At 51.4% G+C, this 16306-nt stretch carries 15 protein-coding genes; 6 read left to right on the top strand and 9 right to left on the bottom strand.

Annotation, left to right across the window (positions count from 1 at the left end):
- Nucleotides 1-35: 35 nt before the first annotated feature.
- Nucleotides 36-3941 (bottom strand): translocation/assembly module TamB domain-containing protein, encoded by a 3906-nt coding sequence (locus tag OCU43_RS11905; protein ID WP_091355359.1) that lies wholly within the window; start codon nt 3939-3941, stop codon nt 36-38.
- Nucleotides 3938-5662, bottom strand: coding sequence for an autotransporter assembly complex protein TamA (locus OCU43_RS11900; protein ID WP_091355357.1), 1725 nt, complete (start codon nt 5660-5662; stop codon nt 3938-3940). Before OCU43_RS11900 ends, OCU43_RS11905 begins: the two co-directional genes overlap by 4 nt.
- 368 nt (nt 5663-6030) lie before the next feature.
- On the opposite strand from OCU43_RS11900, the gene OCU43_RS11895 reads away from it, so the two are divergent.
- From OCU43_RS11895 to OCU43_RS11885, 3 genes are read left to right on the top strand one after another with little or no spacing between them, the layout of a single operon-like run.
- Nucleotides 6031-6486: an ATP-dependent zinc protease family protein gene (locus OCU43_RS11895; protein WP_091355355.1), complete on the top strand. Its 456-nt coding sequence runs from the start codon at nt 6031-6033 to the stop codon at nt 6484-6486.
- Nucleotides 6487-6495: 9 nt separating this feature from the next.
- Complete coding sequence (gene rimK / locus OCU43_RS11890) at nt 6496-7413, top strand: 30S ribosomal protein S6--L-glutamate ligase (protein WP_091355352.1); 918 nt, start codon at nt 6496-6498, stop codon at nt 7411-7413.
- A gap of 6 nt (nt 7414-7419) precedes the next feature.
- Complete coding sequence (locus tag OCU43_RS11885) at nt 7420-8472, top strand: succinylglutamate desuccinylase/aspartoacylase family protein (RefSeq protein ID WP_091355349.1); 1053 nt, start codon at nt 7420-7422, stop codon at nt 8470-8472.
- A gap of 166 nt (nt 8473-8638) precedes the next feature.
- Here the strand turns inward: OCU43_RS11885 and OCU43_RS11880 are convergent, their stop codons facing one another.
- Together OCU43_RS11880 and OCU43_RS11875 are read right to left on the bottom strand one after the other, a co-directional pair.
- Nucleotides 8639-9124 carry a Crp/Fnr family transcriptional regulator gene (locus tag OCU43_RS11880; protein WP_091355346.1) on the bottom strand — a complete coding sequence of 162 codons (486 nt, stop codon included), beginning with the start codon at nt 9122-9124 and terminating at the stop codon, nt 8639-8641.
- Nucleotides 9125-9190: 66 nt separating this feature from the next.
- Nucleotides 9191-9535: a DOPA 4,5-dioxygenase family protein gene (locus OCU43_RS11875; RefSeq protein ID WP_091355344.1), complete on the bottom strand. Its 345-nt coding sequence runs from the start codon at nt 9533-9535 to the stop codon at nt 9191-9193.
- A gap of 187 nt (nt 9536-9722) precedes the next feature.
- Between OCU43_RS11875 and OCU43_RS11870 the strand changes: the two genes are divergently transcribed.
- Nucleotides 9723-10151, top strand: a complete 429-nt coding sequence (locus OCU43_RS11870; RefSeq protein WP_175483453.1) for a GlcG/HbpS family heme-binding protein — start codon at nt 9723-9725, stop codon at nt 10149-10151.
- 14 nt (nt 10152-10165) lie between these two features.
- Entirely contained in the window at nt 10166-10546 is a 381-nt protein-coding gene (locus OCU43_RS11865) for a hypothetical protein (RefSeq protein ID WP_091355338.1), read from the top strand.
- A gap of 18 nt (nt 10547-10564) precedes the next feature.
- Here OCU43_RS11865 and OCU43_RS11860 read toward each other — a convergent pair whose 3' ends face one another.
- A complete protein-coding gene (locus OCU43_RS11860; RefSeq protein WP_091355335.1) occupies nt 10565-10747 on the bottom strand; it encodes an RSP_7527 family protein in 183 nt (60 codons plus the stop codon).
- Nucleotides 10748-11033: 286 nt separating this feature from the next.
- Here OCU43_RS11860 and OCU43_RS11855 point away from each other — a divergent pair, with 286 nt between their 5' ends.
- Entirely contained in the window at nt 11034-12209 is a 1176-nt protein-coding gene (locus OCU43_RS11855; RefSeq protein ID WP_091355332.1) for an MFS transporter, read from the top strand.
- A 276-nt stretch (nt 12210-12485) separates the two neighbouring features.
- Here OCU43_RS11855 and OCU43_RS11850 read toward each other — a convergent pair whose 3' ends face one another.
- From OCU43_RS11850 to OCU43_RS11835, 4 genes are read right to left on the bottom strand one after another with little or no spacing between them, the layout of a single operon-like run.
- Nucleotides 12486-13358, bottom strand: coding sequence for an amidohydrolase family protein (locus OCU43_RS11850; RefSeq protein ID WP_091355329.1), 873 nt, complete (start codon nt 13356-13358; stop codon nt 12486-12488).
- Between the two features lie 58 nt (nt 13359-13416).
- The gene (locus OCU43_RS11845; protein WP_091355327.1) at nt 13417-14475 is read right to left on the bottom strand and encodes a 4-oxalomesaconate tautomerase; all 1059 of its coding nucleotides are present in this window, start codon (nt 14473-14475) and stop codon (nt 13417-13419) included.
- Nucleotides 14468-15145 (bottom strand): 4-carboxy-4-hydroxy-2-oxoadipate aldolase/oxaloacetate decarboxylase, encoded by a 678-nt coding sequence (locus OCU43_RS11840; protein ID WP_091355324.1) that lies wholly within the window; start codon nt 15143-15145, stop codon nt 14468-14470. Before OCU43_RS11840 ends, OCU43_RS11845 begins: the two co-directional genes overlap by 8 nt.
- Before the next feature lie 44 nt (nt 15146-15189).
- A complete protein-coding gene (locus OCU43_RS11835; RefSeq protein ID WP_091356221.1) occupies nt 15190-16206 on the bottom strand; it encodes an amidohydrolase family protein in 1017 nt (338 codons plus the stop codon).
- Nucleotides 16207-16306 lie beyond the last annotated feature (100 nt).

Below are 16306 nucleotides of genomic sequence, written 5' to 3'. Positions count from 1 at the left end.
TCGGGGATCCTGTCTTCAGATTAACGCTCCTCAGATTATCGCTCCATTGTGTAGATAATATCACCGCCGTTATGTTCTGTGGCGGTTTGGGTTTCCACGCTCCAGGCATCATTGAGACGATAACGCATAAAGAATGTATGCGTCGGCTCGAGCAGTCCAACCCCATATTTAACATACAGGCGGGGCGACAGATATTTGCCAATATACAGCGATGTATCGGTCGCAGTATCGCCTCCGGCAACCCCCAGTTCGTCGATATTAAAGGTTTCTGATATCTGCTCAGCGATTGTGTTGCCGCCTTTCAGGGTTAAAGCTGATGCGGCTTTAAACAGCAGTTCCTGTTCACTCATCGAGTTGCCGCCAGCGCCTGGCGCGTGACCAAACATCAGATAGGAGAGTTGGCTGCTTTCCGGCATGGCCGGTTCGGAGAACAGCGAGAGACGGGGATCATTCAGGGTTCCGGATACTTTTGCACCGGCAGTGATATCCTCCACCTGTCGCGACACTCGCAGATCTAACCCGGGGTTGTCCACCGGACCTCCGCTGTAGACCAGGCTGCCGCGATCAATATTAAGATCCTGCCCATAGAGGCGGTACTGACCCGAAGCTACCTGCATAACGCCGGTGGCACGCATGACCTGTCGGCCATCATCCTCAATCAGTACACTGCCCAATAAGCGTCCTTCAAACCCCAGCGCTTCCAGGTTGACCTTATCCCCGAGGGTAATTCGCATCTGGGCATCCAGATTGCGTTTGTGGGTCGCCCCGGGCGTGTCTGGGTGATTCGGGTCGACAATCACTACATCATCCGATACCGGCGAGGTCGCTTCGATCTCGGGTGGCTTGATACTGGCCTCCGGTATTTTAATCTCGCCTCGCAATACAATCTGATCCGGGGTCACGTTCAGCTTAACAGAGGGGGATATCCACGCCTGAATCTCCTCGGTGGCAACGGCTTTGAAACGTGTGCCTTCCAGAGTCAACTCTCCGCTATCGGCCACCGGGTTGTACTGCCCATGCAGCTCAACAGGGCCATTGTCGGATTGCATTCCGCCGTTAATCAGCAAAGTGTTGCTACCGGGTTCGCCAGTTACATCGAGGTTGATCTGTTGCAGGCTTATACCCAGCGCGGGCAGGTCCGCACTGGCATGGTTGAGGGTCAGATGTCCCTCAATACCGGGTTTGTCTACCGTTCCACTCAGCGCCAGTTGCGAACTGATCTGTCCGGTGATCGCCTGAAGCTGCGGTGTGAACAGGGAGATGAATTTAAGGTCATCCACGGACAGGTTAAGATCGCCATTAAGCTTTCTGCTATGGTAAGGATCATCAACGGTGACCTGTGCTGAAAGTTTTCCCGTAGGATACCGAAGTGGCAGGTTCAGACCTGCTCTGAGTTGATTGTTGTGACCCTGGATACGCAGGGTAATATCGTCAGCACGTATTTTAAGGTCATCCTCCTCGAGCAGTAGCTCGGTATCTTTCAGAACTGCATAGCCTTTAATTTCCGGTGCCAGGCCCGGTGCTTGTGAAAACTTCAGATCAGACTCCAGATAACCCTGTAATGCCGCCTGAGTTGGTATCCAGGGCTGCAGGTGGGTCAGCGAGAGTTGTTTCGTATCGATGGCTGCTTCAAGCCCTTGGGTCGCTGACCAATCGGTTGAGGCACACAGGGAACTGTCGGTTTTGATGGTTGAGTTGAGGCAGAGGCTATCAAGGTGTGCCGCAGTGGAACTCAGTGTCACAGCCACCGGGCGCTGAATCTGCCAGCCGCCCAGTTGCGGCTGAATGAGGTTAAGTGTGTTCAGGGTTCCGTGCCACTGCTCCTCTTTCCACTGGCCACTGAGCGCCAGTTCAAGGTCGGCGGGGCCCTTATCGGTTGTCAGTGTCAGTTGGTGCTTATCAGGCGTCCCCTGACCAGCGATGTTAAGTTCTTGCCACTGGTTGCCAGCGATATTGAGCTGTGCAGCGCTGAGCCGAATATGTGAACGGGTTTCCGGGCTGAGGTTCAGATCCAGGTCTGCGTTTAAGTGGCTGGCTTGATAGGTATCATATGCCAGATTCTGCCCCTCAAGGGTGGCGATAAGGTGCGGCGTTTTCTGGCTACCGGTTAACGTGCCTTTACCATCCAGGCTGCCTTGCAGACTGGGCAGCAGCTGGTTCAGATTGGGCGAGTGAGCAGACCAGGAAAGGTTGAGCTCTTCATCTATCGTTCCGCTGGCCTGAATGGCAGTAGCGGCTATGTTCAGACGAAGATCGGCGATATTGATGTCGCTACCGTTAACCGTGACCTTGCCATGACTGCTGAGGGGTTCATTGCGCAGCACCCCGCTGAGGGAATCAAGCAGTAGCTCAACTCTGAGCGGTTCCGCTGCGGGCTGACTGCCAGTGACCGCTGCCTGAAAGTCCAGCTTGCCGGGCCATTCCGGCCAGAACTGTCCGGGGTTCAGTTGTTTTCCGCTGGCTTTCAGATTCCAGTTCAGTTGCGGCTGCCAACGGACTTTACCACTGACCCTGACACTGCCTTCCAGTGTTTTTCCTGTCAGCAAAAAAGGCTCTAGCCCCTCACTGTTACCGCTGCCTGTCAGCGTCCACTGACCTGGAGGGATGGCGGGGCCTGCAAAAGCGCTGTTGAGGGTAAACCGATAGTGTTGCAGATCACCACTGACCTGAAGCTCGCCTTTGGGGCTTAAATAGGCTGCCTCCCCCTGAAGAGGGTAGCGCAGGTTATTCCAGTGCCCCTGTATATCAAAGCTGAGTGGTTCGCTGGTTACAGCCACTTTACCGGTTAACTGGAGCATTAGCGGATTGCGGCGGTTGCCCTGTAACGGTTCAGTCTGGATCAGATTCAGTTGATCAATCTGCAGCGTGTTGTCTGCAAAATGAAGTTGAAGTGAGAGCTGTATCGCACCGACTTCAGGCAACTTTGTCTCTAGCTGACTATTGAGTTTAAGCTGGTCATCACTGCCGTGTGCGGTTACCGATCCGCTCAGGTTACTATCGCTTAACTGCGGGGTAAACTGCCCCAGATCAGTTGTTATACGCTGTAAAGTCAGCTCTCCCTGTGGTTTTTTCAGCAGGTTTTGCAGCGATGCTGAAAGCTCCGTGTTGATTAATCCGCTGAGTGTCTGCTCAACCTTCAGGGTGTTGCTATCTCCCTTGAGTGTTCCGGTTATGTTGCCCTGGCCCGACAGCGGTTGCTGCTCAGGCAGGGTTAAACTCCATTGGGTGTTCAGCTCCAGCGGGAACTGGCCATTGGGTTGAAGCTGACCACTGATTAGCATCCGGGCCTGCGGGGTGACAACCTTAAACTGATCAATGAACAGTGTATCGTCCGAGGTATGGACACTGATGAAAGCGCTTGAAACGTTAGTTGTGGTTGCTGGCTGATCATCTTCTTTTACAGCGTTTATAAGGCTTAATTGACTGATATTTAACGCATCAATCTGTAGCGTCAAAGGCAGGGTTATATCTTCCAGAGCCAGGTCGGTCGTTTGATTTTTATCAGGGGGCGCTGTGGCCTGACTTGTCGTTGTAATGACCGGCTGCTCAATATCCAGCCTGATAATGTGCAACTGGCCGGTAAGTAGTGCCGATGGTTGCCAGTCCAGTGAGATGCGGTTGAAACGCAGTTCTGTGTCCGGCTGTCTATAGGCGATCCCTCTAAGATCGGGCTGGCTGAGGATTGAGCCCTCAATCTGCTGAACCTCTAATTTGCCCGGCAGCCACTGTTGGCTTATGGCGATCAGTTGCCGCAGACCGCTGGTCGTTGCTGTGAAGTAGAGGAGTGTGGCGCTTGCCAGCAGAGCGAACACCATGAGCAGTATCAATAGCATCCGGAACAGGCGACGTATCCGCTTTGGCCGATGTTGCTGATCAGTTGATGGCGCAGGCTGCTGTTCAGTTGAAGACTCTGACTGAGCTGATTTTCCAGATGGGCTCACAGATCGGTCCCCAGATTAAAATGCAGGTGAATGCTGTTATCGTCACCATTGTCCTGAGGAACTGCCAGGTCGAAACGAACCGGCCCTACCGGAGAGAACCAGCGCAAACCGATGCCTGCACCGGTATGCAGACTGAGTCGGGTATCATTAAACGCATTTCCGCTATCGATAAACGCCGCCACTCCCCAGTTCTCTTTAAAACGATAATCAACCTCAAGGCTGCCCACTAGCAGGTTGCGACCCCCGATAACATCACCACTGTCATTGCGTGGCCCCAGGCTTTTGTAATCGTAGCCCCGGACACTGTTGTCGCCGCCGGCAAAAAAACGCAGACTGGCGGGCAGGGCGTCGAAGTTATCGACCCAGGTGGTACCGGCTTCAGCCCGGGTGAGCAGGCGAAACTTATCGGTAAAGCTATAGATTCCTTTGCCACTGAGGCGGGTCTGGACAAAATCTTCGGTTGATATCACCGCTTTGCTGCTGCCACGCAGTTGTGCAGAGAGACTGTAGCCATTTTTTACATGTAAACGGTCTTCAGTGGATAGGGTGCTGTAGTTGATCTGTGGGATCAGAAAGTAGGAGGTGTCCGTCTCGCCACTAAAGGTTGATTCCTCCTGTTGATAATTCAGGGCCATCACCTGTTGCCAGCTTCCCAGTTGTTTCTGCCGCGACACGCCAATAGAGTAATTGCGTGTTTCAACGCTGTCGGAGTTCTCATCCAGCAGGCTGAAGAGGATGGAGTAGCGGTCCTGACGGGGGTTTTTACCCGGAATCGAATATTCAGCAGAGAGATTGGTGATAATCTCTGAGGTAAGCAGCTGAGTATGGAACTGATGACCCTGGCGATTAACCCAGCGTTTTGTCATACCCAGCTTCGCCCGTGCGCCGGTATCGGTGCCATAACCCAGGCCCAGGTGATATTTGGTTCTCTTATTGGGCTGCAGATCAACGTAAACGGGGACTTCAGTGTCGCTCATCTCGTTCCATAGCGGCCTGACCTCCACCCGTTGAAAATAGTCAGTATCGATCAGCGCTGATTGCAGGTCGATCAGGCTGCTGTTCTGCACCGGGTCTCCGGATGAGAAAGTGGCATAGGATCTGAGATAATCATCGTCAAAGGGGTTGGGGGCAAAAGATATTTCACCAATATTGAAGCGGGGGCCGCTGTCGAAGTAAAGCATAATCGTTGCCGAATAATCGGACAGGTTCACTTCCACCCGGTGACGCGTCAGGGTTGCCTGATAATATCCCCGTTCGACGGCCAGTGAACTGAGCTGTTTTTTCAGCTGTTCATACTGACTGTGAATCAGAGGTAGGCCCTGACGCAGGGGGCTTTTTGCCAGTAGCTGCTTAAAGGATTTGTCGTTGCTGGCATCACCGTTTAGCTGTATATCCAGCTTTGATATCAGCACTGGCTTACCGGGGGTGATGCTGTAACGGGCGACCCAGTCCTGATCTGTTTTGTTTAACTGGCTTTTAATTTGCGGCCTGTAGAAACCAAAAGGCTGCAGTGCTGTCCTGATCTCACTGTCTGCCTGACTATGCAGGTAGCGTAACCGACTAGGATTGGTGACCTCTTTATTGTTGAACTGTTCGATGCTCAGCATGCTGCGGATATTGACTTCCTGCTCTGAGTTTACACCCTCAATGGTGATAGCGAGATTGCCAGCCATAATCTGTAGAGAGAGGCTGCTGAGCAGTAACAGAAGTATCAGGCGCATTAAAATCGTCGTCCGTATTTTGGCGCGGGTAAAAAACACAGGTTTTGATTATACCGGGTAGCGCAGGTATTCATACTGCAATTGCACAGTCTGTGCGCGTATCCGCCTGAGGTATTTATCAGAGCGGCATAAAGCCTTCACAAGTAATGGGTTGACCCGCCCAGGAAGATAAAGTTTTATAAAGGGGCAGGAAAGTCACTGTTTATTCATAACTTTCATCAGTGGACTATCTGTTTGCTGAATAATGGTGTATATCGTCATCGGTTAACGTGCTGGCGCCAGGTTCTGGTGGATTAACGTAACCGGATGATCTGATTTTAAGACCTCTGATTATGCTCAACTGACTGGTGAGTGAAGGAGATGCGATCTTGAATAGCGAGAATAAACCGGTTATCGGGTGGCGTGAGTGGGTGTCTTTGCCGGGGCTTGGCATTGATCAGATCAAGGTCAAGGTAGACTCTGGCGCCCGCACCTCTGCGCTACATACGTTCAGGCTTGAGCCGTTTCAGAAAGAGGGCCAGGATTGGGTGAGCTTTGATGTGCATCCAAATCAGTACGATCCCGATACGGTTATTCGCTGTGAGGCTCCAGTGCAGGATATACGCACGGTCACCGACTCGGGGGGGCATCAGAGTCAGCGCTATGTCATACTGACTGATATTGTAATTGGTGATCAGCAATACCCTATAGAGCTGACACTGACTAACAGAGACACAATGCGATTCAGAATGTTACTGGGCAGAACGGCGATGAACGGCCGCTTCCTGATAGATCCTGAAGGCGCATATTTAATTTCACAAGGCATTCATCCGCCTGAACAGTAAGGTTTTATAATGAAGATAGCCATTTTATCGCGCAATCCGTCTCTGTATTCTACGCGTCGTTTGATTGAGGCAGCAGAGGCTGCCGGTCATGAAGTCCGGGTACTGGATGTATTGCGTTGCTATATGAACATTAACTCTGAAGAACCGAGTATTCACTACAAAGGTGAGGATCTGGGCAGCTTCGATGCGGTTATTCCCCGGATTGGTGCATCGGTAACCTTTTATGGTACCGCTGTGCTACGTCAGCTGGAAATGATGGGGGTATACCCGCTGAACGAGTCTGTAGCGATCAGCCGCTCCCGGGATAAGCTGCGCTCAATGCAGTTGTTATCGCGCAAGAAAGTTGGCTTACCGGTTACCGGGTTTGCCAGTAAACCAAGTGATATTCCCGATCTTCTGGATATGGTGGGTGGTGCCCCTGTGGTGCTCAAACTACTGGAGGGTACTCAGGGGATCGGTGTGGTCCTGGCCGAAACCAGAAAGGCTGCCGAGAGTGTGCTGGAGGCTTTTATGGGGCTGAAAACCAATATTATGGTTCAGGAGTTTATCAAAGAGGCTGGCGGTGCGGATATCCGTTGTCTGGTTATCGGCGATAAAGTGGTGGCGGCAATGAAGCGTCAGGGCAAAGAGGGTGAGTTTCGCTCTAACCTGCATCGTGGCGGATCGGCTTCACTGGTCAGAATCACTCCCCAGGAGCGTGCGACAGCTGTTTTGGCGGCTAAAACCATGGGATTAAATGTTGCTGGTGTCGATCTGTTGCGCTCTGAGCGGGGGCCGCTGGTGATGGAGGTAAACTCCAGTCCAGGCCTGGAGGGTGTGGAGCGGGCTACCGGCAAGGATGTGGCTCACAGCATAATCACCTTTATTGAGAAAAGTGTTGCAGAAAAGAAAAAAGCGACCCGCACACGCACACGGGGCAAAGGATAATACTTTATGGCGCAACTGAATCAACCGCTTGAGATTGCCGGTTGTATTGTAAAGCCGGGCGAGCGGCGAACGATTCATGTCGATCTGGCTCGTCTGTATACCAATACCCATCTGGATCTGGATATCGAGGTGATTCATGGGCGCCGCGCCGGGCCAACACTAATGGTATGTGCTGCAATTCATGGTGATGAGCTCAATGGTGTAGAGATCTGTCGTCAGCTCTTGAAGTATAAATCTTTGCACCGCATTGCCGGGACGCTGATTATTGTGCCGGTGGTTAATATTTTTGGTTTTATCCATCAAAGCCGTTATCTGCCGGACAGGCGCGATCTTAATCGCTGTTTTCCCGGCAGTGAGAAGGGCTCACTTGCCAGTCGGATTGCCTACATCTTCAGGACGCAGGTTCTGAGTCACTGTACCCATGTGCTGGATCTGCATACCGGGGCGATTCACCGCAGCAATATGCCGCAGATCAGGGCAAATCTGGACAACCCGGTGGCAAAAGAGATGGCGGATGCATTTGGTGCACCGGTGATCATTGATTCAAAGTTACGGGATGGTTCGCTGCGCCAGTGTGCTGATGAAGCAGATATCGCTTTGATACTTTATGAGGCGGGGGAAGCACTGAGGTTTGATGACCGGGCGATCCGGGGAGGGATCCGCGGTGTGTTAAACGTTGTCCGCTACCTGAAAATGTTGCCACCGTTGAAGAAATCTAAAAAAGTGCTTGCACCTGTGGTTGCCCACTCTTCAGCCTGGATTCGGGCCAATTCCGATGGTGTTTTCAGGTCAGTGGTTTCGGTTGGTCAACGGGTTAGCAAGGGACAGATCATGGGGGTGGTTGCATCGCCTTTCGGGGCTCATGAAGAGGAGGTGGTCGCACCTAATTCCGGTATTATTATCGGACAGAACAATATTCCGGTCGTTAATGAAGGGGATGCCCTGTATCACCTTGCCCGCTTTGAATCGAGCAGTCTGGAAGCGGAAAAACAGGTAGAACGGATTACCGAAGAGATTGAAGCGCAGCGTATGCCGGAAGATAGCGAACTTAATTTATAATTCTCTTTTAAATTATATAGTTATGTTTGTTTTGTAAGATTTTAATTTAATTGGAATTGCTGCGATTGAGGAAGGGTTAAGCGCTTCTGTTTACCGCTATCGGGCTTTATCCCATGCTCTTCAACCGATTCTTTAGCTCCTGTTTGCAGGGGCTTTTCTATGGCGCTCAGTATTTGATCGCGTTTTCGACCAGCGCATTGCTGAGTTTGCGGATATTTCTGGCCATATCGCGAGCCAGATTCAGGGTGATAATGCCAAAGTCAAAGGGATAGTTTTCATGAACCCGGGCAAACAGATCAGAACTGATCTCCAGCACCCGGCTGTCACAGTTGGCAACGGCATAGCCTGCATGGTTGTGCAGGGCGATCATAGCAACGAAGCCAACCTCTTCACCAAAACCGATATCGCGGGTGTTATAACGCTTGCCATCGTGGAGTTTGACAAAGCTGAGGCTGCCTTCCAGAACGACATAGAAAGCATTGCCGCTATCGCCGGCGTTAAATACCTTCTCTCCGCTGGCAAGTTCAAGTATCCGCCCCTGCTCGAGGATAAAGTTAATACAGTCATCGGTGAGCGCTCCAAACAGAGACCCCTGACGTATTTTTTCCTGGGGCAGGCGGGTATGGATGTCCTCGGCTGTTATCGTTTTCATCGCTTATTTAACAATTAAACCCTGTATGGTCAGCCTAGTACAAATCTGCAGTTCCGGTGAAATAAGTTATTGCAGGAACTGTTCGATGTTGAGGGGCTTACTGTCGCCGAGCCACATAATATATTTGGTATGGTCGTCAAGGTCGTTGCCGGTAACCGGATGGATAAAGACAGTCAGTCCTTTACGATTAAGGATTAGCCACGGCAGAACCTTGCCGATGTCTGGCGCACTGAAGGAGAGTTGGCAGCTCCATTCAGGGTGCGGGCCTACCAGTTTCTGGTGTACTCTGCCCATCGCGACCCCCAGTGTATCGTGGGCCTTTTCGCACAGCTCAACCGCCTGGTTAAGACTGTTGGCATCGAAGTAGACGTGTGCATGATAGGCGGTGATCTCTGTCGTTACCTGGGTCATCTTTATTCCTGTGTTTCTGGTCGTTGCAGATAATAGAGTAAAGCATTTTACAGAAGCAATTGTTATCGAAAAACTGAATAGTGCTCAAAGAAAACAGATGGGTGTTAACGTGTGCAATCTGAGATGCTATACAATCGATACACTATAGTTTCCCGAAACACGAAAATAACGAAATAGCAGGAATATGATGAGTAAAACCTATCTGCAGGCATCACTGACACTGGATGCCGCTCTGGTGATCGCCCGGGCTGCGATTAATCACGGTAATCAGTTGGGGATCAAGGTAAATGTGGTGGTGGTTGATAGTGCCGGTAATCGTCTGGTGTCACTGCGTGAGCCAGGAGCGCCATTACCGGCGATGGATTTCGCTGAGAAAAAGGCATACACCGCTGCAAATTTCAGATCGCCAACTGAGAAGTGGGCGGAACTGCTGGAGGGCAGACCCATTGTTGCGAATGGTTTAGCACAACACCCAAAAGTGGCACTGTTCGGCGGTGGTTTGCCGGTGCTGGTGGATGGCAGTGTGGTGGGGGCTGTGGGCGTTGCCGGCGGCAAAGTACCAGAAGATCTGCAGTGCGCTGAAGCAGGGATAGAAGCGCTTAATGGGCTGATCTGAGGCGGAGTTCCACTGTGTCAGGCTGGTTCCGTCGACTGAAAAAACAGAGCTTGAAAAAACTGATCATGATCGATACTGGCTACCATAGCCATCATCTGTCAACCATCCTGCTTGAACGTGGTGGGTTTTCCCTATTGGCTTTTATCGATGAAGAACCGTGGAATCACCTCAACCTGATGAACGGCGCAAAAATTCACTATCCCAGTGAGTTGCTGGCGCTGGCAGAGAAAAACAGGGCTGATGCTGTTATTAAATTGACTGGAAAGGGGTGGCAGCCAGCCAGTGACTGTGTCTCAGAACTGCAGAAAAAGGGCATAGCGTATATCACGCTGGATGTGGCGATAGCGCCGGATGAACAGTTGAAAATTATTGTGGAGCGTTTATCAGCTGAGTGATGAAGACGACTGGCTCTCTTAGCGGTGAGCCAGTGGTCCTGGAATGAATTCAGGCAGTTCAGCAGAAAACAGGTTGGTCACTTTTTTAGCGATATAAGAAACCATTTCAAGCAGATATTCTGCACGCATGCGCTCAGCTTCTGCAACAATTTTATTCAGGTCATAATCAGCAGATTGATCGGTATATATGTACTTGCTCATGGTCATATTCCTTTAAATGTTTAAGATAGAGGCTATTTTAGACTTTGGTATGACACCATACAAACGAGTATTATTTGAATGAAAGATTAGAAAAATTCATTATTTTAAGTGGGTCGGTCAACCAGTCAATAGTGGTGGGGTTGAAGAGGGCTGGACGATAGCTATTCGAATTATTCTATTGCTATCGACATAGAATGATTCGTCTCCCCCTGATTAGCTCACTATAATTGTCACTCAGTTCCGCTTTTGTCATTCACCGCTTCAATCTCTTTAAGACAGGTTTATTGTGACCAGAATACTGCGTAAGTTTTTTCTGCCAGTGGTTTGCCCCTCTGCTATTGTGTCCATTGTGCAGCAGGCGATGCTGGTTGTATTACCACTTTATGTGCTGGCTATTGGAGGAACGCTGGCACAATCGGCGATGATTATTGGCCTGAAAGGTATCGGGATGATGCTGGCGGATCTGCCTGCTGGATTGCTGCTGGCGCGATTCGGTGATAAACGGGTAATGCTTGGTGCCGCGTTTGCCTCTGTCCTAGCACTGCTGCTGATGTCTCAGTTTCCGACGATGCCTGTATTAATCTCAACAGCACTGCTACTTGGCCTGGCACATGGTAGCTGGCTGGTGGGGCGTATCTCTTTTATTACCGACGCCTCGTCTATTGAAGAGCGGGGCAGAGTGATGGCGCTGTCTGCCGGAACCATTCGCCTGGGTAATGTTATCGGCCCGTTATTGGCAGGTATGCTAATTGCCGCACAGGGCTATCAGGTAACACTGGCAGTGTTTGCTATCTGCTCGTTGCTGGTAGTGTTGTGTGTTGTGCGCTGGGTTTCCTATACAAAACCTCAGGGGCATGACAGTCACAGCGTTATTGCACTGCGTGATGCCCTTATCGATAACCGTAAGGTGTTTATGACGGCGGGTGTTGCCTCATTTGCACTCATGCTGGTGCGCTCTTCGAGGGCGCTTCTGCTGCCTCTGACAGGGGCGGCCCTGATGCTGGATGAAACCAGTATCGGTATTGCCATCTCAGCGGGAGCCATCATTGACACGCTGCTGTTTTATCCGGCCGGTAGTCTGAGTGATCGTATTGGCCGTAAACCTATCTTTATCACCAGTCTTGTACTGCTGGGTATGAGTATCAGCCTGTTGCCGTTAGCCGAGGGGTTGTGGAGCCTCATCCTGATCGCTTCGCTGATGGGCCTGGGTAATGGTGTTTCCGCAGGCGTTATTATGACTATGGGCTCAGATCTGGCGCCTCAGAAAAACCGTGGAGGCTTTATCGGCATCTGGCGATTGTTTGCCGATGTGGGGGTGACCTCAGGGCCGTTGATCATTGGTTTTATGGTCAAGCTGGCCGGTTTAGCTGTGGCCACTTGTAGTATTGGTTTTCTTGGGCTGCTGGGCAGTGCGTTTGTGGTCAAAGCCGTTGCTGAAACGCATCGTAAACCGGCTGAGTAAAGCGGCAGACTGTTAGCTTCTTACGTTATGGCAGCCTCCGGTCATCTCATGTGTTCAGCCGCTGCTGATATAGATTTTGCCTTACCCGTTTACTGAATAAATTTGATATAGCTGCCTGCAGTGTTTTCGGGTAGTGAGAAATACCATCACCATAAACAGTTTTGCGGGGAGGGAAGGTGATAAAAAGGCCTCTGAATGAGGCCTTTGTCACTGATGCTAATTGCATCAGTGAGGGACATGGATGATTCGGTCACCCTGATGCTTTGCTGAAAGAGATTATTTATCCCAGTACAGACGCATCGGGTTATCAATCAGCAGCGCCTGTTGCAGTTCTGCTGTTGGTGCAATCAGTGGGATAACGTCAACCAGTTTGCCATCATCGGGCACATGGGATTTCATGTTGGGATGCGGCCAGTCGGTGCCCCACAGAACCCGGTCTGGAAACTTCTCAACCAGGGTGCGGGCAAATGGAACGACATCGCTGTAGTCAGGAGCTTGCTGAGTCAGACGCTCAGGACAGCTGACTTTAGTCCAGATATTAGTGTTTTCAGCCATCAGGTTGATAAACCGTTGAAAATCTTCGTGGTCAACACCGTTTGCAACATCGGGACGGCCCATATGGTCAACGACGATGGTGGTGTTCAGCTGCTTCAGAAACGGAATAAGATCTGCCAGATCTGGCGCTTCAAAATAAACGACGATATGCCAGTCCAGCTGTTTGATCTTCTCAGCAACACTGAGGAAGACCTCTTTGGGGGTGGTATCGACCAGCCGCTTAACGAAGTTGAAGCGAACCGCACGAACGCCGGCCTCATGCATCGCCTGCAGCTCTTCCATTGTGATAGCCGGATCAACAACGGCTACACCACGTGCCAGCTCTCCGGCTGTGTTCAGCGCATCAATCAGGGCCGCGTTATCAGTACCGTGGCAGGAAGCCTGAACGATGACATTGCGTGCAAAGCCAAGATAGTCCCGCAGGGCGAAGAGTTGTTCTTTAGATGCATCACAGGGGGTGTATTTACGTTTTGGGTGGTAGGGGAATTTATCCGCGGGTCCAAATACGTGACAGTGAGCATCGACTGCCCCGGCTGGAGCTTTAAACTCTGGCTTGCTGGGGCTGTCATGGAATGGAAGGTAATCAGCGTCCATTATTTAATCCTGTTCTTATGTTGGAAAGACTCAGTAGGCAAAGTTTTGATTCAGCGAATCAGTCCGCAAACACTTCACCATCAAACAGTTTACGGGCGGTTCGTAAGATCGCAGCACTTTCTGCATCGCCCTGTTGATTCATTTTAAGAATCACGGTCATCTCACCGATCGGATGTTCAACCGGCATCGTTTTAGTCGAGCCCTCGGGTATGTCCGCCAGTGCATGTGCCGGAGAGTCCGGCAGAATGCAGGCTGTCGCAACGCTGACTGCACCCAGTACACCGATCGAAGCGTGGCAGCGATGGGGGATGAAGGTGCGGGTCGAGATTGAACCGCCCTGAGTCGCCCGGCTGACCATGCTCATTTTAGGTACCGATTTGTGGGTGACATCACCCAGATTCATCATTGGGCCCGCCTGCAGGCGGATCGATTCGAGGCGGGATTTAAGCGCTTCATTCTGCTCCAGCAGCTCCCGGGATTCCGTGCCGCTAATACCCAGATCTTCAGCTCTCATGACCACGACCGGCATACCGTTATCGATACAGGTCACCGCGACACCATCGATGATGTCAACCTGATTACCGGTTGGCAGCAGGGCGCCGCAGCTTGAACCTGCAGTGTCCTGGAAGGTGACAGGGATGGCACTGGATGTTCCCGGAACACCATCAATACAGGCATCACCCCGATAGCTGACTTTACCGTTGGGGGTGTGCACCTCCTCAATGGCGATCTGACCGGTATTTTCCATATAGATGGCTACGGAGGTCTGATCCCCACTGATATCGACCAGGCCGCGCTCAATTGCAAACGGGCCGACACCCGCGAGAATGTTGCCACAGTTCTGGGCATCCGTAACGGTCGCCTGGTCAACAAATACCTGCAGAAACAGATAATCAACATCGACGCCGGGGCGTTGCGATTTCTTAACCACCGCCACTTTTGATGTCAACGGATCAGCGCCGCCGATACCGTCTATCTGACGCGGGTCCGGTGAGCCCATAATGTTGAGCAGAAAGTTATCCCGCTCTGTGGTATCAGATGGCAGGTCTTCTGCGAGGAAGTAGGCCCCTTTAGAGGTCCCCCCCCGCATCCACATACAGCGTGCTGAATCAGACATATTTCAGTCCTTTCTCTTTCAGACGTGGGCGCATGTTGTAGATATCCAGTCCCAGCTCACCATTTGCCATACGTACACGCTTTTCCTCTTCCCGTGCTTCCCGAGCCAGTGCTTCCGCCAGAACCTCTTCTGCTTCTTCACGGCGAACCACCACCACACCGTCGTCATCGGCGATGATAATGTCGCCCGGGTTGACGATCTCATCTGCGCAGACCATTGGTATATTAACTGAGCCTAGCGTTTCTTTGATGGTGCCCTGGGCGAAAACATGTTTTGACCAGACCGGGAAGTTCATCTTACGCAGATCACGGGTATCACGAACACCGCCATCAATGATCAGGCCGACGACTCCACGAGCCTGTGCAGAGGTCGCCAGCAGATCACCAAAAAAACCAAAATTAGACGGGGAGGTCGGGGCAAACACCATAATATCGCCCGCCTGGCACTGCTCAATCGCAACGTGCATCATCCAGTTATCGCCTGCCGCTCCGGAGATGGTGATAGCAGAACCGGCAATAGTAACATCCATCTGAATCGGGCGCAGGTGGTCGGCCAGCAGGCCACGGCGGCCCTGTGCTTCATGTACCGTCGCAACGCCACACTTGCCGAGCGCTTCTATAATAGCGGGATCGGCGCGCTCAATATTTTGTACAACAACATTCTCTTGCATAACTGTTCTCCTAAATCATCAGGCCTGTATCGGGCGCGCTTTGATTACTCGACAATTTTCAGACGGCTGAATACCCGGCGGGCATTGCCTTCAAAGATCATCTGCTTCTGTTCCGCTGAGAGCTTGCTGTTGTTATCGATATACCGCTTGGTGTCATCGAAATAATGACCGGTTTCCGGGTCGACGCCGCGTACCGCACCGATCATCTCGGAAGCGAACAGGATATTTTCTGTTGGAATAATATCCAGCAGCAGATCGATACCTTTCTGGTGATAAACACAGGTATCGAAATAGATGTTTTTCAGTGCTGAGATCTCAAGCGGCTCATAACCCTGATCCTGCATAAGGCCCCTGAAACGACCCCAGTGGTAAGGCACTGCACCACCACCGTGGGGGATGATGATTTTCAGTTCAGGAAAGTCTTTGAACACATCGGACATCACCAACTGCTGGAAGCCGGTTGTATCTGCCCCCAGATAGTGAGATCCAGTGGTGTGGAAGCAGTCATTACAGGAAGCACTCACGTGGATCATCGCGGGTACGTCCAGCTCACACATCTTTTCATACAATGGATAAAAGGATCTGTCCGCCAGGGAGGCATCCTGCCAGTGACCACCGGAAGGATCTGGATTCAGGTTGCAACCGATAAAGCCCATCTGCTCAACGGTACGTACCAGCTCGGCAACTGATTTTGCCGGATCAACACCGGGGGACTGTGGTAACTGCGCAACCGGGGCAAAGTTTTTCGGGAACAGGTCGCAGACCCGTTTGATCAGATCATTCTGATGCTCGGTCCAGTACTGGCTGGTGTATTCATTGCCGATATGGTGACCCATCCAACTGGCACGGGGAGAGAAAATAGTCAGATCGGTTCCACGTTCCTGCTGCAGGCGCAGTTGGTTTTTTTCGATACTTTCGATGATCTCATCATCACTGACGACGACCTTGCCTTTCTCACCTTTGAATGATGGGTCCTTAGCTATAGCCGCTTTTTGCTGCTCACGATATTCGCCAACGCCTGGAGGCGTTGTGGTGTAGTGTCCATGACAGTCGATAATCATCTTCGGTTCTCTCATACCTTGTTTATAGTGGTGCGCCTGATTTACCTATAGGAAAAACCTGAAAGGGGATTACCAGACAGGATGGTTCCACTTAGCAAAA

The organism is Amphritea atlantica, assembly GCF_024347255.1.
Classification (GTDB): Bacteria; Pseudomonadota; Gammaproteobacteria; order Pseudomonadales; family Balneatricaceae; genus Amphritea; species Amphritea atlantica.
Note: the sequence above shows the minus strand (reverse complement) of the source record. Positions and strands in the feature narration are given on the sequence as shown.